Origin of the sequence: Shewanella psychromarinicola (assembly GCF_003855155.1) — a bacterium.
Taxonomy (GTDB): Bacteria; Pseudomonadota; Gammaproteobacteria; order Enterobacterales; family Shewanellaceae; genus Shewanella; species Shewanella psychromarinicola.
Genome location: NZ_CP034073.1, coordinates 4,759,462 through 4,777,622 on the forward strand (window position 1 = coordinate 4,759,462; position 18,161 = coordinate 4,777,622).

An 18,161-nucleotide genomic window follows, 5' to 3' on the forward strand; every position below is an offset into this window, starting at 1 on the left:
ATATAATTATCATAACGTACATAAGCTTAAACTTGACGTTATTATTTATTAATCGAACGTTGACGCAATCTCGCAAATCCCGCAAGCAAGCCTACACTTAACCAAGACAACGCCCCACCTGAATGTTCAGTTTCGATATACACCTCTTCGACATAAACCAGATCACGATCGCTGCTTTCAAGTGGCAGAGCGTATAGTGCATTGGATTCATCACTGCTGATTGTCGCAACAGGATCGGCATAACCTAATTCATATAAATCGATCAATACATCGTAATGATCAGTTTGATAACCATTGGCCAATGTCGTAAGCACTTCATAATCATCATTGCTAGCGTCTGCATTTAAGGTGAATACATCCGTCGAGTAATAATGGATCCACGGTCCACCATCTTGGCTTAAATATAATTCGGCAAATACATCGGCCTGAATGTCACCCGAGCTGCTATTAATGTCTGCATCAAAAGTCACACTAAATGTTTGATAAAAGCCATCGTAATCGTAGTCATCATATAAGCGAGAATCGGCAGCATAGAATGAAAAATCGTAGTAAACAACTTGGTTTTGCAGAGCTAATGCCCGCTGTTGTTGGTTTGCTGCAGTGGCAGCGACTTTTTGATTTTTGGCCATCACCTGTTCACGGGTGACTTTTTTAGTCACATTGTCGGCGCTGCTTAACAACTTAGCTTGCTCATGCAACGCATCCACCCTAGCCAATTTATCGGCTTCATATTCGGGTGTTTGGAGATTAATGACTCTTGCCTGACTGTATGTACCCAAAGCTTGTTCAGATAACCGCTCAGCGCCATGTACTGCTGGCGAACTTAACCAAAGCGCACTGGCAACACACAAACTTAGCCCCCATTTCACTTGGGTATTCAGTATCGATACGTTAGCTGTTTTCGCAGTATTATGTTTCATGTTCATTCCTCACAGTCTTGATATTAAGGCCATTAAAACCTACTCAAAATGAACATAAGCTGAACATAAGCTGATTATAACAACGAGGCTGACTACCTTGAAAAACACCGACCGATTAACGCCCCTACCATAAACCGATACAGCTAAGGCTCGGTATAACCTAAAAACCATTCAGTTAATGTTCATCTGCTGGAACGTATACTGCACTGGCAAATTATCCAAGAATTTAACTTTATCTATACTTGTAGAGACTTTTCTCAATTAGGTTACGTTAAGTAGATGTTTCTATATCGAAAGAGATCTTTTACACTGGCAACAATGAGGTTATTAGGGATCACAATATGCAGCGTATGCTCAACGTAAATGCCATCATGTTAAGCCTGATGTTAGCGATACTTTCACTGACGTGTTCAGTTTCGTCTTACGCTTCTGTTTTATCTTATTCCACAGACGTTAACTTCTCCCCCGGCCTCAACAATAGTCGTCAGAACAATAATCAACATAATAATCTGGTGGTCACTAGCGCCCGGCAAGCCGTACAGATAGCTCAACGTCGCTATTCGGGCAAAGTGTTAAAAGTACAATCAGCTAACGTCAATGGACACCCGGGTTATCGGATTAAATTACTCACCAATGATGGGGTGATTTTTTATGTGTCAGTGGATGCTACTAATGGCGCGGTCACAAGGAACTAACCCATGAGATTATTACTCGTCGAAGACGATTTAGCTTTGCAAGATAACATCAAACGCCATCTTATCGAGGCGCAATATACCGTTGATGTCGCCAGTGATGGTGAAGAAGGTTTATTTCAGGCTCAAGAATATCAATATGATGTGGCGATTATCGACGTAGGCTTACCCAAGCTCGATGGCTTATCATTAATCAGCCTGTTACGTCAGCAAAACATCAGCTACCCGATTATCATTTTAACCGCTCGAGACAGTTGGCAAGATAAAGTGGTTGGTTTAGATGCCGGCGCAGATGATTACTTAAGTAAACCCTTTCAGCTAGAAGAACTTGTCGCCCGTGTTAATGCCTTAATTAGACGTTCGGCAGGTAAAGCCAGCCCAGTAATCCACAACGGGCCATTTAGTATTAATACCCGCAGTTTTGAAATTAAAAAGCACTTGCAAGTGATTAATTTAAGTGGCTCAGAATATAAGTTGTTTGAATATCTGATGTTACATCCGGGATCTGTGCATTCAAAAAGCAGTTTAATCGAACATATTTATGATCAAGATTTTGATTTAGACTCCAACGTGATTGAAGTTTTCATTCGTCGGTTACGTAAAAAACTCGACCCAGATAATCAATACCAATTGATTGAAACCTTGCGTGGTCAAGGCTATCGTCTGCGCCAATTAGACCAAGATGCATAACCTACTGAGTTCGCTTAAAGTTCGCATTGTTGTCAGTGCCTTATTGCTGATTTTGGTGTTGCTGCCCATTATTGGCATTACCCTTAACAATGCCTTTGAGACACAGGTAAATGTTGCCGCCAAAAACCAGTTAAAGGCGTATGTTTACTCTGTTTTAGCCATGGCAGAAGTGGAAGATAATGAGTTACAAATGCCGTCACATTTACTTGAAAATCAGTTCAATGTGATTGGTTCTGGCCTTTATGCGTTGATCACCACCAAAGACAATCAATTACTGTGGACTTCCAATTCATTTCTCGGTCTCAACACACCCATTAACTTGCCTAAACCCGCGACGGGCAGAAGCACGTTCGACTCGATAATGATTAATGATAAACCTCTGTTGATATATAGTTTTAGCGTCAGTTTTGCCACTAGCGAACAGCCCTTTACCATGACGCTGCACATTATAAAAAACAAACAAGAATACCTGCAACAAATCCAAAAGTTCTCCAATACCTTGTGGACTTGGTTACTGATCTTAACCGCCTTATTGGTCATAGTGCAGCTAAGTTGGTTATTGTGGACTCTAAAGCCTTTAGGTCAGTTTAGCCAAGAACTCACTGCAGTAGAACAAGGCACGTCGATGCAGCTGAGCACCCACTACCCTGTGGAACTGCAAAAAGTAGCCAAACAATTAAACACCTTATTACAAACCGAACAAAATCAACGTAAACGCTACCGTAATGCCTTAGCTGATTTAGCCCACAGTTTAAAAACACCTTTAGCGGTCATTCAAACCCAAGCCGATTTAAGCGAAGCATCACTCGAACAAATTAATCGCATCAACCAGATTATTGCCTATCAACTCAGGCGGGCACAAAGTGCCGCTGGTAGCGGTTGGCATATAGGGATCAGTGTTGACAGCATTGCCGTCAGGTTAGTCAGAACGTTAAGTAAGATTTACCAACATCGAAATCTTACCATCGAGTATCATCCAAACAAACAAGCCCGTTTTAAAGGCGATGAAGCAGACTTAACCGAAATGCTCGGCAATGTGCTCGACAATGCCTGTAAAGCCGCTAAAACAAGGGTAACACTCACCCTTAAACAGCAAGACAATCAGCTGTGGATGACCATTGAAGATGATGGTGAGGGTATTCCTGAAGAAAAACAGCAACATATTTTTGAGCGTGGGATCCGTGCAGACACTTATGCCCAAGGTCACGGGATCGGACTGGCCATCGTCAGAGATCTTGTCGACAGTTACCATGGCAACTTAACCGTCGGTCAATCAGCGTCATTACAGGGGGCCAAGTTCGAGTTTACCTTTGAACAGTAAAAATCGGCTTTAGGCTGCGCGGTAAATTAACTACCCACTCTGTGAATTTCAATTATCCGCTTTCAGCTTATGTTCATCTTCAAGCCGTTATTATCGAGTTAACAGTCATCAATGACACTGGAGATAACATGAAAAAAGCCATTCACGCACCCGCTCAGGCGCTACTTGCCTTAGTGTTGGTCTTTATGCCATTAACGAGTGTGCAAGCGGCGCAGCCAACCAATACATACACTTACCCCGCCGAAGAGGGTGTGGTCAGTGATGCAGAGTTGGCTCAAATGCTCGCGCCCATTGCGCTATATCCAGACAGCTTATTAACCCACATCTTAATTGCGTCAACCTATCCGTTAGAAATAGTGCAAGCTAAGCGTTGGTCATCAAACCAAGGTGATCGCGACACTAACCAAATCATGACCGACGTAGAGTCGCAAGACTGGGACCCAAGCGTCAAAGCCTTGGTGGCATTTCCAAATGTATTACAACGTTTAAATGATGATTTAGCTTGGACACAAAACATTGGCGATGCCTTTTTACAAGATGAAGGCCGCATGTTAGACACCATTCAATCCCTAAGACAGCAAGCTGATGAAGCCAATAACTTGGCTGACCTTGAGCAAGTGAAAGTCTCGCGGGTTGAGCGCCGGATCATTATTGAATCGGCTCGCCCAGAAATTGTGTATGTGCCTTATTACGATAGCCGTATTGTTTACGGCAACTGGCGCTGGAACCGTTACCCACCCGTTTATTGGCATGCGCCTGCATATGTGAATTATCGCCCTAACCACAGTGCCATTTTTTGGGACAGCGGAGTGCGGATTAGTTTTAACTTCTTTTTTAGTAGCTTTCATTGGCATGACCGCCGCGTGATTGCGGTACCAGTGCGTCCACACTATCGTTACTACACACCACGTAAAATAACCTACAGCCATGGTGCACAGCATTGGCAACATAAGCCTAAGCATCGCAAAGGCGTCGCCTATCGCAGCCAAGTGATCAGCAAACGTTACAATGGCCATTATGAAAAACATAACCAGAAAGTAAGTTATTCTCATGAGCCTAAACGTCAGCGAGCTAATGAGTCTCGTCATTACTCAACCAAGGTTAACGATCAGCGTAAACAGATAAACCATAATAGCAAACAGGACCAGCGTAGCCATAACTTAGCGGTAAGAGGCGTTAACCGTAATGAGCCACTTGAACACAGAAGTACTCAGCTAAAGCGCGAGTTAAGTCAGCAGCGCCCGACGGCACAGGGTAAATCGTTTGATCGTAAAGGCGAGCCAACAAAATCCCACTACAGCCGTCAACGCGACGTGACTCAAACAGCCCGTAAATATAATGCGAAACCCGTGGCTAATGTGACAAATAAACCACGCACTCAAGCATTACAACAAGCTCAACGTAATACCCGAGTTGAAAAAGCGCGTCAGCCACAAGTTAACGCCATGCGCCATCAGCAAAAGCAAGCTAAACAAACACGCAGAAGCGAACCGCAAAGCCAGCAAGATCGTTCAACAACGAGAGCGGCGCCTCAACACGCTTCACGCTCGAAGAGTCAGCAACGAGATAATTCATCATCACGCCATGCAAGCCAATCAAAGGACAGTAAACACTCAAGAGAAAGACAGTAGGTCAATAAACACTCGCGAAAAAACAGCATGAGTAGTATCCCCCTCTCATGTTGTTTTTTGAGTGAATCAGTGCGGCAGAGGAGACTCAGGTTAAACCTGAGTGTGAGCGTGCGGTAATACAATGCACACATTTAGTCCATGAGGTTCTACCCGATTAAAGGTTAGCTCACCATGATGCAAACTGATAATATGCTGGCAAATAAACAAGCCTAAACCGGCTCCTTGTGAGGCATTTTCATCAACACGATAAAATCGGTTTTTTGCTAAATTGATTTCTTCATCAGACATACCGCGACCTTGATCCATCACACAAACCATCGTCTGCTGATCATCTTCAGAAACCTTAATGGCAATTAATGATTCTAGAGGGCTGTATTTGCAGGCGTTTTCGATGATGTTTTTCAGTACCAATTCGAGGTAAAATTGATCGGCATTAATGGTCATCTCGGGGGGAATAACGATATGCCATTCGTAATCAGCAATCACGTGTAATAGCTGATTAATCACGTTCTCCATAATATTTTGCAGCTTACAATCGGTTATATTTAACGCCTCAATGGCATCAACACGCGACAACAGCAACAGTTGCTCCACGGTATGGCTTATACGATTAACGCCTTCGCTCATGGCCTGAATATAAGGCAAAGCCTCTTGCTGTACTGCATCGTCGGCCCCCGTTAACACATCACGTAATCCATCACTGTGCAATTTAATAATCGCCAAAGGGGTTTTTAATTCGTGGGCAGCATCTGCGCTAAAACGGCGTTCACGGATCATGGTGTCAGCAATGCGTAATAAGTAGCTGTTTAATGCATATTGCGTTGAAATTAATTCCTTCGGTAATTTGATATCAATGGGGGTGAGATCTTGAACCGCACGATTATCTATATGGCGCTCTAATAACTTCACCGGTTTAAATAAATAATAGGTTAGCAGCAACATAAAAAACATTATGATGGGGGTAATGATTAATGGCGATCGCCAAGTGTTACTGATGATTAATGATACTAACTCTTGGCGAACATCATCCCGTTGCGCTGTAACTATCCATACTTGATTAGGTTTAGAGAACAGACTGTAAACATGCCATTTATCGCCTTGAATAATTTTGATGGCATAACCTGGGGTAAAGCCTGTCAGTAGCTGTTTACCTGAACTATCAGAATAAGCCAGCAACGCCCCCGTTGCAGACAATAATTGAAATGAGAGCTTATGTTCATAGGATAATGTTTCAGGGTTAGTTTGATCTGCAAAGGTTTCGATATTGGAATCATCGACATGAAACAAGATTGGCGCGGAGATCAGTTGTGCCAGTTGCTCTTCGGTCAGCTGATCTACATAAAACTGTTCAAGCATTTTGGCTGTTTGAACCATTTGCGCGTCAAATAATTCTTCCACTTCATAGATAGAATCTCGCGTGCTTAATAGACTCGAAAATGTGACGGTTAATATAATACCTACCAACATAAGCAAGCTTGATAATAGTCGCAGCGAAAACATAACATCCTTATGATATTGACATAATCTTACTATTTTTAATGGTTTAGCTTAACGTGTAAATTATACAATTTCCGTTAAAATGTAACCAATCCCGCGCACGGTTTTAATCAATTCAGTGGCCGTTTTTTTACGTAGATGATGAATATGGACTTCAATCGAGTTGCTGCCCACCTCATCCCAGCCATACGTTAATTGTTCGAGTTGACTGCGAGTTAACACTCTCCCAGCTGACTGAGCAAACTCTAACAAGAGTTGATATTCACGCCGAGACAATGAAATTAATTGATCACGAAAATGCACTTCACAGCGGGTAAAATCAATCGCTAACGCCCCATAACTGAATTGATTATGATCTAAACCATGCTGACGACGAATGATCGCTTTGAGCCTGGCAATTAATTCCCTTATATCAAAGGGCTTACTTAAATAATCATCAGCGCCAATGTCTAAACACATCAAGCGCGTGTCAAAATCCGTGTTGGCGGTCAACACAATAATCGGTAATGAAATACCGTTTCTACGCCACAATTTTAATAAATCAGCACCATTACCATCGGGCAAACCAAGATCCAAAATAATCGCACTAAAATCTTCATTCTCTAACGCTACCTGCGCCTGCTTATAGGACGGTAAATGATCGACTTGAATACCCTCTTTGGCAACGCCCATCATTAAGCCTTGCGCTAACAGCCTATTATCCTCAACTAACAATACCCGCATTGATTGTCCTTATTATTTACCGAAACACCTTAAAATCGACACCTTGTTGCTGTAAAAAGGCTTCAGCATCAGGTCCTTTTAGCATCGACATGGTGGCTAACATTCCCGCCATGACACAATTGGGCGCCAGCACTGTGACAGATAATGGCGCCTGTTCAACCGGGTAACCATTGTTAGGATTAATAATATGTCCATAACGCTTACCAGCAATCTCAATATAGCGACGGGTATGGCCACTGGTGGCTAATGCACCTTGGCGAATGGTTAATAATGCTGCAGCGTTATCGAGCTTCTGCGGATTTTCAATGCCCACTTGCCAGCCATCATCCTTGCTAATAGGGCAAGCAATATCACCACCAAAATTGACTAGCACCGACGTTTTTGGCCAACGTTGAGCCAATAATTGCGCGGTGCGATCGACCGCATATTCTTTGCCAATACCGCCAAAGTCGACACTCATACCTGCAGGCATAAAAACCGTCGTATCAGTCAATTCAATATGAGCAAAACCGACATGATGCAAGGCATCATCGATATCAGTTTGGCTAGGCACACGATGGCTGCCGTCAAAGCGCCATAATGCCATTAATGGGCAAGCACTAATATCAAACGCCGCCTCACTTAATTGAAAACATTGCTGAGCGAACGTTAATAAATGAAGCGTTTCGGCATCAATCGGTGTCGTTTCACCTTGAGCATGGTTTAACTGCCACACCATATTACCCTCAATAAAACGACTAAATTTATGTTCGATACGCTTTGCCTCATCATAAGCGAGATTTAGCATTTGCCTAGCAATGTGCTCGTCATTAACCGCCATTAACAATTCACACGGACTTGCCATGGCGTTAAATGAACCTAAAAAGCCCCAAGGACGAGGCTGTAAGCTCATCACAGTTGGGGCTTTTGACACTTTAGTTAGTGGTTTAAGCAAGTTAAATCACTCTGTTTATTGATGATACTCTCATCTTAAAACGAATAACTCACTTGGGCTATGATTGCTTTCACCGCAGGGAATAAATCGTAATTTTGCAACTGACCAGGTATCTCTGTGCCATTATTTTCAGGATTTTGCTGATAATACTCAAGACGATAACTTAATTCATGGCCACCCGATAAACGCTGACCGAACTTAAGCCCAATAGTATAAGCCGTCATATCACCAATACGATAATCAGCACTGGCATACTCAGGTATGGCATCGCCGCTCATCAAAAAGGGTTGATAAAACTCAGCCGCTTGCTGCTGGTAATAACGCAAATGCAATTGTCCGTACATGCTTGGACTAAAATAGTATCGATAATGAGTTTCTAAAGTCTGTGACTGAATATCCCAATCATCCGTACTATAACGATATGAAAAATCGACTACACCAGAATCCAAGGCGCCTTTAGTGAGTAAAAACACACTGTGCTTAAGACGTGAGTCAGGACGATTCTCGTAGCGGTAAGCTTGGGTTTTACCGTTGATATCGACTTCACTGAGAATTTTATACGGGTCAGTCATGTAACCTGACACACTGGATAAACCGTAGTTAGCCTGCATCAACCAATTACGATTAATAATCTGTGTCACGCCAAACATGATATCGCTAGTTTGTTTGGTATCATCGCCCGCTAAACGCGTTTGATCAAAGGCGGCTTGATAATCGGCATCGTTGCCATAATCACCACGAAACACCATTTCTGACATTGCCACTGGGCGTCCACCGACAGGATCAACCACATCATTGGTAAATGCACCCGATAACGACAACGTGGTGTTATTTTTATTAAAGCTACGCTCAAGGCCACCGTTAATGCCCATCGATAGGTAATCGAACTCTTTGGAGCCATAAACGCCTATATTACCGGTCCAATCTTGATTAATCACTTCTTGCCAATTCGCACTCAGCTGAACACGAGTATCATGAAAAGTATCATCAAGCGGTGTATCACCTGTGGCAACGGTATATTGGCCGTCACCAGATGGACGAGTAAAGGTTTGGCTTTCGCTTTGTGCAACCGCACCTGAGGCGGATGCGCCGGTCAAACTGTCGACCACAATTTTCATGTCCAATAGCGAACTGTCACCAAACGCTTTTTGCACATTACCAATCGCTTCAGCAGCTTGAACTCTATCTTGCTCACCATAATACATAATGGCGGCGTCGACTTTCCAATCATCATTCACAGCACCAGACTCTGCCGAATCTGCAGCACTGACCTGTTGGCTCAATAAACTACAACTTGCTAACGCCAATGCACTGGCAATACTTTGCTTAGATGTTAGTTGCATCCACAACCTCCGCCAGCTAATGAACGACCACCACTGGTGCCTTCTTTACTAAAATAAATATGATCATCTAACGCGAGATCGAGCTTTTCGCTGTTTAAGGCCATGTCTGCACGGGCTAATTGATCTTTCTCCCAAGGTTGTACACCTAGGCTCGAACACCCTACCAGGCTGCTCACGACAGCGATAACAGCAACTGTCTTGGCTAATTGTTGACACCACGGTTTTGTCATATGATTACTCCTGTAACAACATTTGGATTTCTTGTTCATATGCGGGAATATTTTGTTGATAAAATCCCACGTGGCTTTGCACTAATTCACCTTTGCGATTAAACAAAAAGCTACTTGGCATACCTTGTAATTCAAAGGCGTGCGCAACATCACCCTCTGGATCAAAACGAAGATTAAATTGTGCCGGCAGCTTACTCAAAAACTCATGAGCTAATGCGCTATCAACATCAAGATTAATCGCTACCACCTCTAAACCTTGCTGTTGATATTTAGCCTGCATTGCATTCATCCAAGGAAATGATTTACGGCATGGGCCACACCATGATGCCCAAAAATCGACATAAACCACTTTGCCAGCAAACTCTTGCAAACTAACGCTTGCGCCTTGTTGATTCAATACATTGTGTTCTAATGAGGGAGCCGCTTGAGTTTGGGTGTTAACACCTAACCCTACAGCTAAACTTAACGCTATAAACTTGATTTTACGAAAATGAGAAAATAACCCAATTGACATCATATTTTCACCTAATGAACAGATTGCCCACAACATAGGCTACCAATCTTAAGATTTACTTAAGCAATGGCAACATATCTTATGGGCAGCTTTTGTGGCTTCTTTCTATTAGGTTATGATTATTGACGTAGAACAACTGCAGGTCATAAGCCCCGCCTTGATAACATCACTACAAACTACTGCAACATGGATCGTTAACGATCAACAGGCACTAATACTAGCCACCAATCATTTTAGACACTAGGCCTTTATCGTTTCCCGACTCAGCCACTAAAATCCCCGCTAAATGTAAACCAATAAAAGGAACAAAATACCAAAGTGCTAGCTTGTGAATTGTTTCAACCTGATCTTCTATCGCTTCAGGGCCAAACTTGAGCAACAGGCCGAGGATCACAGATAGCGCAACACCTGCATAAAATACCCAATACACCCATGCTTGAAACTTTTGTTTTGTGGTCGCTTGGCGCGAGAAAGGTGATGGATAGTGCAGACCAAATTTAGCCATATAAACAAAACGAGCCAGCAAAAATACGCCCACTGCATAACCAAAGTAAATATGCCATTGGAACATCACTCCGCGAATACTTTTAGCAATGCTCACCGATTGGCTATCCGTAATAATAAGATCTATTTTGGCTAGGCCTTGATGAATAATGGCGGCCATGTGGTTTTTCTCCATCCAGCCAAGCCTCAATAATATGGTTAACAACATGACCATCATGGTCAAGGCTAGTCCCCAATGGAGTAAACGGTGTAGCAGTGGATAAGTAGTCTGTGTTTGCATGGAAAACCTCGATAGGATTATGATGATGGCGCCATTATAACGTCCAAATCTTAACAATCACTTATGAATGGCATTAATCGAAAGATAAACTAAAACATGACATTATTGCGAAAAAAGAACATTGAAGGGAGTCACAGGTGACGCATATTTTTAACCAAAGCCGACAAGCGGCATTATTCCTTGCAGGTCTTGGAACCTCATTAGGTGGACTTTATACTTTGTTTCCTCAATGGGCCGTCGAAAATCTTAACCAACTAACCTATGTGGTCGACAATACGATATTTATTCAGCATTGGGGATTTATGGTATTAATGCTCGGATGCAGTTTTTTTATTGCCATGGTCCGTTCAACTTGGATAAAACCACTGTTTTGCATTGCGCTAATTGAAAAGCTGTTTTTTATTAGCCTAGTATTGAGCAATGCCAATCAATCTTTTGTCGATGGCTTTTGGTTATCAATGATAATGGACAGTATTATATGTGCTTACATAGCCGCTTATTTATGGTTTTGCCGAGCCACTGCTGATTTAACGTCTTAAGCTAAGCAAACTTAATTTAGCCGATACTATCTGGCGGTGCCGCGACATCGCATTTTTTGCAACTGAGAACCATACCCAATTTCTGTTGCCGACCGGCAACAGTTGTTACCCTCAGGCGAACGGTCCACGGCGGATTATGGCGCACATGTTGAAAATGGCCGCAGTCCAATTCTGCCACCCAATGATGCTCTTCATCCAAATGATAACCGATAATTTTTTGCTGCATATTGGTTAGCCCAATGGTTAATGTATTACATTGCGACACAATGGATTATATTTCTGCTGGCTCAATAAATAGCCCATACCATGTCGATAACACCCACAAAAAAGCCTGAACGAGTCAGGCTTTTTGAGCAATAAATAACTTAACTACATGCTAGATTACTTAACCTTAGCGCGGGTTATTTAGTACGATCGCGAATATGGCTCATTGCACGCTTACGACGACGCTCTTGACCTACGGTTAATTTCACCGTTTTACCTTCAAACGGGTTAGCACCCTCATGGAAACGTAACTGAATGGGCGTACCGACAACTTTTAATGAACGACGGAAGTAATTCATCATATAACGCTTATACGAATCAGGTAGCTTCTTAACTTGGTTACCGTGGATAACAACAATCGGAGGGTTATAACCGCCAGCGTGAGCATATTTCAATTTCACACGGCGACCATTAACCAATGGTGGCTGGTGATCATCTTGAGACATTTGCATAACGCGAGTTAGCATTGAAGTACTCACACGACGTGTCGCACTGTCGTATGCTTCTTCAATTGACTCATATAAATGGCCAACACCGGTGCCATGTAACGCCGAAATAAAGTGGATACGCGCAAAATCGATAAAGCCTAAACGGCGATCAAGTTCACTTTTAACACGGTCTTTGATTTTTTGATCAATACCATCCCACTTGTTTATGGCAATAACCAATGCACGACCTGCGTTTAAGGTAAAGCCTAATAAACCCAGATCTTGCTCTGCAATCCCTTCACGCGCATCGATCACTAACAATACTACGTTAGCATCTTCAACCGCTTTTAAGGTTTTAATCACCGAGAATTTCTCGATAACTTCATTGACTTTACTGCGGCGACGAACACCTGCTGTATCAATTAACACGTACTCTCTACCTTCACGCGACATTGGAATATAAATACTGTCACGGGTGGTTCCGGGTTCGTCATAAACTACGACACGCTCTTCACCTAAAATACGGTTGATCAACGTTGATTTACCTACGTTAGGCTTACCAATAATGGCAAGCTTAATCGGTAAGTTTTGTAGGCGTTCTTGTTCCGCTTCAGCTTCTTCTTCAGTATATTCACGCTCAACTTGTTCGCCTTCTTCGTCTAATTCACGAACAATACCCATAGCTTCAGCATAAGGCGTTAACGCATAGTCGATCATGTTGGTGACACCACGGCCTTGTGCCGCAGCCATTTGATATACTTCGCCTAAACCAAGAGACCAAAACTCACCACAAGCTGAATCAGCATCAATACCATCAACTTTGTTGGCAACAACAAAGGTCACCTTGTCGCGGCTACGTAAATGCTGAGCAATCGCTAAATCAGCAGCGGTAAGACCGGAACGGGCATCGGTCATAAATAATACAACATCGGCTTCTTCGATCGCAGCCAATGACTGTTCAGCCATTTTAGTTTCGATCCCCTCTTCAGTGCCATCAATACCGCCAGTATCAACAACGATAAACTCGTAGCCAGCTAAAAATGCACGGCCGTATTTACGGTCACGTGTTAAGCCAGGGAAATCAGCGACTAACGCATCACGAGTACGAGTAAGACGGTTAAATAATGTCGATTTGCCGACATTCGGTCGCCCAACAAGGGCCACAACAGGGATCATGATTTTGCCTCTAAAAAACTTTTCAATAAAAAGCCCCCGGAACGCTTCCAGGGGCTCTAGTAAGGATATTATACCTTAATTAACGCAACAATAGTGCTAGGACTTATTCCGCATCTGTTTCGGTATCTTCCTCAAGATTCTTTTGCTCTTGTTTGTTCAAACTCACAATGGCGACTTTGCCGCTGCGACCTTGAACATAAATTTTGTCATCCACCACTAAAGGTTGGCCATATAAGCCATCGCTGTCAACTTCAATGCGGCCAACAACCTCACCGCTAATACGGTCGATAAAATGCAAGTAACCTTCGAAGTCACCGACAACAATATAGTTATCTATTACTGCTGGAGCCGTTAACTGACGATTTTTAAGCTCAGAATTACTCCATAGCTCTAAACCATTACGGCGATCGACTGAGTAAATACGGCTATGATCGTCCACTAAAAACAGGCTGATACCTGCTGCGGCCAAATCATTAAAGCTTGAGTATTTACGCGACCAAACTACGCGACCATTGCGAAGCTCCATAGAGACTAAATTACCATTGTAACTAGCAACATACAGATTCTCACCCAATATTAATGGCGTCATATCAATATCGGCCATACGGGTAAACTCATTGGCACCGGTCGGACTAAAAACGGTTTGTTCCCACGCTGCTTGACCATTACTTTTAACAACAACAGCTATTTTGCCATCTGCAGAACCTAAAAAGAAACCGCCCGCTTCATAAACCGCAGAACCCGTACCCCGTAAAGTGAGGTTTGGCAGTTGCATCTCATAGCTCCATAACTTTTCGCCGTTATCGACATTAAATGCTTCAAATGTGCCTTTACTGGTATTCACTGCGACAACATCTTCTGCCACTGTGGGTGCCGATAATAATTCGCCATTAGCTTGCGTAGACCACACAACGTCACCCGTTGCCTCATCAAGCGCGACTAATAAGCCCGTTTCGCCACCAATAAACACTTTACTGCGTGCCGCAGTAACACCCGCAGCTAAACGAATGCCTTTAGTTTTGGTTCCAAGCTGCTGTTCGAAGACATCATTAAAGTCTTGCTTCCAAAGCTCATCACCACTTGTTTCGTCAAAAGCGACAACTATACCGTTGCGATCAGCAACAAACACTTTGCCATAACGGACGCTGGGACGAAGTTGCGAATAATAATCGCCGACGCCATCACCAACACTGGTATCCCAAATAATTTCAGGAAACACCGTTGCTTGTATATCAACTAATTCACTAACAGGCTCTTCTTCAACATCACTTGAAGAACAAGCAGACATAAGAGCAACACTTAACCCAACGGCAAGTAAATTTTTGCACCACGACTTCATCGGCTAAGTTCCTTATGCCTTATTTAGATTATCTAACTTCATGGTCAGCGCTGGACTGGTTAACGCACCACCATTATCCACTGCTGCTTGATAAGCTAATTTGGCTTTATCCAAGTCACCTTGACGCACTAAAAAGTCACCTTTTAATTCTTCACGTTGAGAAGCAAATGCTTTATCAGTCACTTGATCTAACGTGGCTAACGCCATGCCTACATTATTTTGCTCAGCTTGAATACGCGCTAAACGGATCATCGCGACCATGCCCAAACCAGCACCAGGTTGCGCCGCAATCACTTTGGTAAATGAAACTTCTGCTTTAGCCAAATCACCCGCTTCAACTGCCGATTTTGCTATTATCAATTCGAGTAGCGCTTGATAACCTTGCTGATCATGTTCTGATGCAAAGCTTTCTGCCTGAACCAATAATGCAGCAGGATTATTCACCTGTGTCACGATAGACTGAAATGACTCTGAAGCTTCTTCAGCCGCCGTCACTTGCATGTCTGAATAAGTATTCCATCCATATAAGCCACCAAGGCCTACCACGGCACCCACGACAATCGAGGTACCATAATCTTTCCAGAACTGCTTGATAGCATCTACTTGTTGTTCTTCTGTGCTATAAATTTCCACTGGCACTTCCCCTTTTAAATCAGTTCTGCAATTTTAGTTACGAGTTCACTACGCGTAACCAATTGTTGTTCGTTGTTAGTTCGTAATGGCTTAATAGCGACTTGATTACTGGCCAATTCATTTTCACCAATAATTAACGCAAACTGAGCACCGCTTTTATCGGCACGCTTCATTTGCTTTTTAACGTTACCGCCACCGCAATGACTCATGACTTTAAGCCTTGGTAAATGTTGACGCAACTCTTGAGCCACTTTAATGGCTTCTACTACGCAGTTATCGCCCATTGCTGTGACATAAACATCCACTTCAGCGGCAATGTCACTGGTTAACTCGAGCGTTTCAAGCAATAGTACAATCCGCTCAAGACCCATAGCAAAACCAACAGCGGGGGTATCTTTACCACCAAGTTGACCGACTAAACCGTCGTAACGTCCACCTGCCAATACCGTACCTTGCGAGCCCAAACTAGTGGTAACCCATTCAAATACAGTACGGTTATAGTAATCTAAACCACGGACTAAACGCGGATTGATGGTGTATTGGATGCCAACAGCGTCTAAGAGTTCACACAAAGTTGAAAAATGTGTCTTTGATTCTTCACCAAGGTATTCCATCAATACTGGTGCATCGCTTAAAATAGCCTGCACTTGTTGCGATTTACTGTCTAGCACACGTAATGGATTTGAATACATCCGACGTTGGCTATCTTCATCTAATTTGTCTTTGTGTTGCTCTAAAAAAGCAATTAACGCATCGCGGTAAGCAGCACGCTCAGCGGGATCGCCTAGGGTATTAAGCTCCAGCGCAACATGTTCTTTAATGCCTAACTGGTCCCATAAACGGGCAGATAACATTAATACTTCAGCATCAACATCGGCGCTGCCGATCCCGAAAACTTCAACACCAAACTGATGAAATTGACGATAACGACCTTTTTGTGGACGCTCATGACGAAACATGGGTCCCATATACCATAAACGTTGTTCTTGGTTATACAGAAGGCCGTGCTCATTACCCGCGCGAACGGTTGAGGCGGTGCCTTCAGGGCGTAAGGTTAAGCTGTCATTGTTACGATCGCCAAAAGTGTACATTTCTTTTTCAACAATATCGGTCACTTCACCAATAGAGCGTTTAAAAAGATCAGTACTTTCAACAATAGGAGTGCGAATTTCGCTATAACCAAATGCACTAACTGATGAGCGCAATACGGCTTCGACTTTTTGCCATAAAGGACTTTGCGTTGGCAGAATATCATTCATACCGCGAATAGCTTGGATTTGCTTTGCCACTGTTAACTTGCCCAATTCTTGAATTAGCTTGCACTAATAAAATGTAAATATACCCTCAACATAGACAACACTTAGGTTGTCATGCACAGGATTAATGATTATTCAGTTTTGTCGGTGATCGCGATGCGATTTGCCATCATGCTTGCTTTAGCACGGATTTTGGCTTCTAAGCCATCGATAATATTTTTATTGTCAAAGCGCTCTTTTTGACGCACTCCGCCATCATAATAACCGCTCTTTGCATGGCCGCCAGTTAAGCCAATATCTGACACCAGTGCTTCACCTGGACCATTAACCACGCAACCAATAATGGACACGTCCATTGCAGTGGTAATGTCTTCAAGACGACGCTCAAGTTCATTGACGGTACTAATCACATCAAATTCTTGGCGCGAACAAGAAGGACAAGCAATAAAGTTAATCCCACGGCTACGAATGCGTAAAGACTTTAAAATATCAAAGCCCACTTTAATTTCTTCAACGGGATCGGCCGCTAACGAAATACGTATGGTATCACCGATGCCTTCTGCCAATAACAGACCCAAACCGACCGCTGATTTGACTGAGCCTGCGCGCAGGCCGCCAGCTTCGGTAATGCCTAAATGCAAGGGTTGACGAATTTGTTTCGCCAGTAAGCGGTATGATGCAACAGCAAGGAAAACATCTGAGGCTTTAACGCTGACTTTAAATTGATCAAAATTTAAACGGTCTAAAATATCTACATGACGCATTGCTGATTCTAATAAGGCTTCAGCCGTTGGCTCGCGATATTTGTCCATTAAATCTTTTTCAAGCGATCCACCATTCACTCCAATACGGATTGGAATGTTGTTATCGCGCGCGCACTCAACAACACTGCGAATACGTTGTTCATTACCAATATTACCCGGGTTAATACGTAAGCAATCTGCACCGTATTCTGCCACTTTAAGGGCAATACGATAGTCAAAATGAATGTCGGCCACTAAGGGAACATTCACTGACTGTTTAATCATTTTAAAGGCTTCAGCTGCGTCCATCGTCGGTACAGAAATACGCACAATATCAGCACCGACTTTTTCTAACGCCCGGATTTGCGCAACGGTTGCTTCAACATCGTTGGTATTAGTGTTCGTCATCGATTGCACAGCAATCGGCGCACCATCACCAATAGGCACATTGCCCACATATATACGTGTAGATGGTCTGCGAATAATTGGGGATTCGTTATACAT

Annotated in this window: 19 protein-coding genes; 5 read left to right on the forward strand and 14 right to left on the reverse strand. The window is 43.1% G+C overall.

Translation table 11 applies throughout. The annotated features are described in order from the left end of the window. Positions 1-41: 41 nt before the first annotated feature. Positions 42-920 (reverse strand): choice-of-anchor H family protein, encoded by an 879-nt coding sequence (locus tag EGC80_RS20645; RefSeq protein WP_164839512.1) that lies wholly within the window; start codon positions 918-920, stop codon positions 42-44. Between the two features lie 341 nt (positions 921-1,261). Between EGC80_RS20645 and EGC80_RS20650 the strand changes: the two genes are divergently transcribed. From EGC80_RS20650 to EGC80_RS20665, 4 genes are all read left to right on the forward strand, one after another. Further along, positions 1,262-1,615: a PepSY domain-containing protein gene (locus tag EGC80_RS20650; protein ID WP_233768558.1), complete on the forward strand. Its 354-nt coding sequence runs from the start codon at positions 1,262-1,264 to the stop codon at positions 1,613-1,615. A gap of 3 nt (positions 1,616-1,618) precedes the next feature. Further along, on the forward strand, positions 1,619-2,302 hold the full coding sequence (locus EGC80_RS20655; protein WP_124011979.1) for a response regulator transcription factor: 684 nt from the start codon (positions 1,619-1,621) through the stop codon (positions 2,300-2,302). Beyond that, positions 2,295-3,623, forward strand: a complete 1,329-nt coding sequence (locus tag EGC80_RS20660) for an ATP-binding protein (protein WP_124011980.1) — start codon at positions 2,295-2,297, stop codon at positions 3,621-3,623. Before EGC80_RS20655 ends, EGC80_RS20660 begins: the two co-directional genes overlap by 8 nt. Before the next feature lie 128 nt (positions 3,624-3,751). Next, positions 3,752-5,254, forward strand: coding sequence for a DUF3300 domain-containing protein (locus EGC80_RS20665; RefSeq protein ID WP_124011981.1), 1,503 nt, complete (start codon positions 3,752-3,754; stop codon positions 5,252-5,254). A gap of 90 nt (positions 5,255-5,344) precedes the next feature. Here EGC80_RS20665 and EGC80_RS20670 read toward each other — a convergent pair whose 3' ends face one another. The 7 genes from EGC80_RS20670 to EGC80_RS20700 form a co-directional block, all read right to left on the reverse strand. Continuing rightward, positions 5,345-6,721, reverse strand: coding sequence for an ATP-binding protein (locus EGC80_RS20670; RefSeq protein ID WP_325049218.1), 1,377 nt, complete (start codon positions 6,719-6,721; stop codon positions 5,345-5,347). Between the two features lie 93 nt (positions 6,722-6,814). Next, positions 6,815-7,474 carry a response regulator gene (locus tag EGC80_RS20675; RefSeq protein WP_124011983.1) on the reverse strand — a complete coding sequence of 220 codons (660 nt, stop codon included), beginning with the start codon at positions 7,472-7,474 and terminating at the stop codon, positions 6,815-6,817. Positions 7,475-7,490: 16 nt separating this feature from the next. After that, a complete protein-coding gene (locus EGC80_RS20680) occupies positions 7,491-8,366 on the reverse strand; it encodes an FAD:protein FMN transferase (RefSeq protein ID WP_124012144.1) in 876 nt (291 codons plus the stop codon). Positions 8,367-8,443: 77 nt separating this feature from the next. Then, on the reverse strand, positions 8,444-9,751 hold the full coding sequence (locus EGC80_RS20685) for a DUF3570 domain-containing protein (protein ID WP_124011984.1): 1,308 nt from the start codon (positions 9,749-9,751) through the stop codon (positions 8,444-8,446). Beyond that, on the reverse strand, positions 9,742-9,981 hold the full coding sequence (locus tag EGC80_RS20690; RefSeq protein WP_164839513.1) for a DUF4266 domain-containing protein: 240 nt from the start codon (positions 9,979-9,981) through the stop codon (positions 9,742-9,744). Before EGC80_RS20690 ends, EGC80_RS20685 begins: the two co-directional genes overlap by 10 nt. Positions 9,982-9,985: 4 nt before the next feature. Then, positions 9,986-10,498: a TlpA disulfide reductase family protein gene (locus tag EGC80_RS20695; RefSeq protein ID WP_232772063.1), complete on the reverse strand. Its 513-nt coding sequence runs from the start codon at positions 10,496-10,498 to the stop codon at positions 9,986-9,988. 214 nt (positions 10,499-10,712) lie between these two features. Further along, complete coding sequence (locus EGC80_RS20700; RefSeq protein WP_124011986.1) at positions 10,713-11,279, reverse strand: cytochrome b/b6 domain-containing protein; 567 nt, start codon at positions 11,277-11,279, stop codon at positions 10,713-10,715. A 137-nt stretch (positions 11,280-11,416) separates the two neighbouring features. Here EGC80_RS20700 and EGC80_RS20705 point away from each other — a divergent pair, with 137 nt between their 5' ends. Next, positions 11,417-11,818, forward strand: a complete 402-nt coding sequence (locus EGC80_RS20705) for a hypothetical protein (protein ID WP_124011987.1) — start codon at positions 11,417-11,419, stop codon at positions 11,816-11,818. A gap of 16 nt (positions 11,819-11,834) precedes the next feature. Here EGC80_RS20705 and EGC80_RS20710 read toward each other — a convergent pair whose 3' ends face one another. The 6 genes from EGC80_RS20710 to ispG form a co-directional block, all read right to left on the reverse strand. After that, positions 11,835-12,044, reverse strand: a complete 210-nt coding sequence (locus EGC80_RS20710; RefSeq protein WP_124011988.1) for a DUF3565 domain-containing protein — start codon at positions 12,042-12,044, stop codon at positions 11,835-11,837. 175 nt (positions 12,045-12,219) lie between these two features. Next, a complete protein-coding gene (der, locus tag EGC80_RS20715; RefSeq protein WP_101032395.1) occupies positions 12,220-13,686 on the reverse strand; it encodes a ribosome biogenesis GTPase Der in 1,467 nt (488 codons plus the stop codon). 103 nt (positions 13,687-13,789) lie between these two features. Further along, the gene (gene bamB / locus EGC80_RS20720; RefSeq protein ID WP_124011989.1) at positions 13,790-15,025 is read right to left on the reverse strand and encodes an outer membrane protein assembly factor BamB; all 1,236 of its coding nucleotides are present in this window, start codon (positions 15,023-15,025) and stop codon (positions 13,790-13,792) included. A gap of 12 nt (positions 15,026-15,037) precedes the next feature. Beyond that, complete coding sequence (locus EGC80_RS20725) at positions 15,038-15,658, reverse strand: tetratricopeptide repeat protein (protein WP_101032397.1); 621 nt, start codon at positions 15,656-15,658, stop codon at positions 15,038-15,040. Positions 15,659-15,672: 14 nt separating this feature from the next. After that, positions 15,673-16,947, reverse strand: coding sequence for a histidine--tRNA ligase (gene hisS / locus EGC80_RS20730; RefSeq protein WP_101032398.1), 1,275 nt, complete (start codon positions 16,945-16,947; stop codon positions 15,673-15,675). 98 nt (positions 16,948-17,045) lie between these two features. Then, on the reverse strand, positions 17,046-18,161 hold the full coding sequence (gene ispG, locus EGC80_RS20735) for a flavodoxin-dependent (E)-4-hydroxy-3-methylbut-2-enyl-diphosphate synthase (protein ID WP_101032399.1): 1,116 nt from the start codon (positions 18,159-18,161) through the stop codon (positions 17,046-17,048).

Coding starts and splice junctions, on each gene's coding strand:
- EGC80_RS20650 (WP_233768558.1), top strand. CDS start 1,262: ATGCAGCGTATGCTCAACGTAAATGCCATCATGTTAAGCCTGATGTTA.
- EGC80_RS20700 (WP_124011986.1), bottom strand. CDS start 11,279: ATGCAAACACAGACTACTTATCCACTGCTACACCGTTTACTCCATTGG.
- EGC80_RS20710 (WP_124011988.1), bottom strand. CDS start 12,044: ATGCAGCAAAAAATTATCGGTTATCATTTGGATGAAGAGCATCATTGG.
- EGC80_RS20695 (WP_232772063.1), bottom strand. CDS start 10,498: ATGATGTCAATTGGGTTATTTTCTCATTTTCGTAAAATCAAGTTTATA.
- EGC80_RS20660 (WP_124011980.1), top strand. CDS start 2,295: ATGCATAACCTACTGAGTTCGCTTAAAGTTCGCATTGTTGTCAGTGCC.
- EGC80_RS20680 (WP_124012144.1), bottom strand. CDS start 8,366: ATGAGCTTACAGCCTCGTCCTTGGGGCTTTTTAGGTTCATTTAACGCC.
- EGC80_RS20690 (WP_164839513.1), bottom strand. CDS start 9,981: ATGACAAAACCGTGGTGTCAACAATTAGCCAAGACAGTTGCTGTTATC.
- EGC80_RS20655 (WP_124011979.1), top strand. CDS start 1,619: ATGAGATTATTACTCGTCGAAGACGATTTAGCTTTGCAAGATAACATC.
- EGC80_RS20685 (WP_124011984.1), bottom strand. CDS start 9,751: ATGCAACTAACATCTAAGCAAAGTATTGCCAGTGCATTGGCGTTAGCA.
- EGC80_RS20645 (WP_164839512.1), bottom strand. CDS start 920: ATGAAACATAATACTGCGAAAACAGCTAACGTATCGATACTGAATACC.
- bamB (WP_124011989.1), bottom strand. CDS start 15,025: ATGAAGTCGTGGTGCAAAAATTTACTTGCCGTTGGGTTAAGTGTTGCT.
- EGC80_RS20665 (WP_124011981.1), top strand. CDS start 3,752: ATGAAAAAAGCCATTCACGCACCCGCTCAGGCGCTACTTGCCTTAGTG.
- der (WP_101032395.1), bottom strand. CDS start 13,686: ATGATCCCTGTTGTGGCCCTTGTTGGGCGACCGAATGTCGGCAAATCG.
- ispG (WP_101032399.1), bottom strand. CDS start 18,161: ATGTATAACGAATCCCCAATTATTCGCAGACCATCTACACGTATATAT.
- EGC80_RS20675 (WP_124011983.1), bottom strand. CDS start 7,474: ATGCGGGTATTGTTAGTTGAGGATAATAGGCTGTTAGCGCAAGGCTTA.
- EGC80_RS20670 (WP_325049218.1), bottom strand. CDS start 6,721: ATGTTGGTAGGTATTATATTAACCGTCACATTTTCGAGTCTATTAAGC.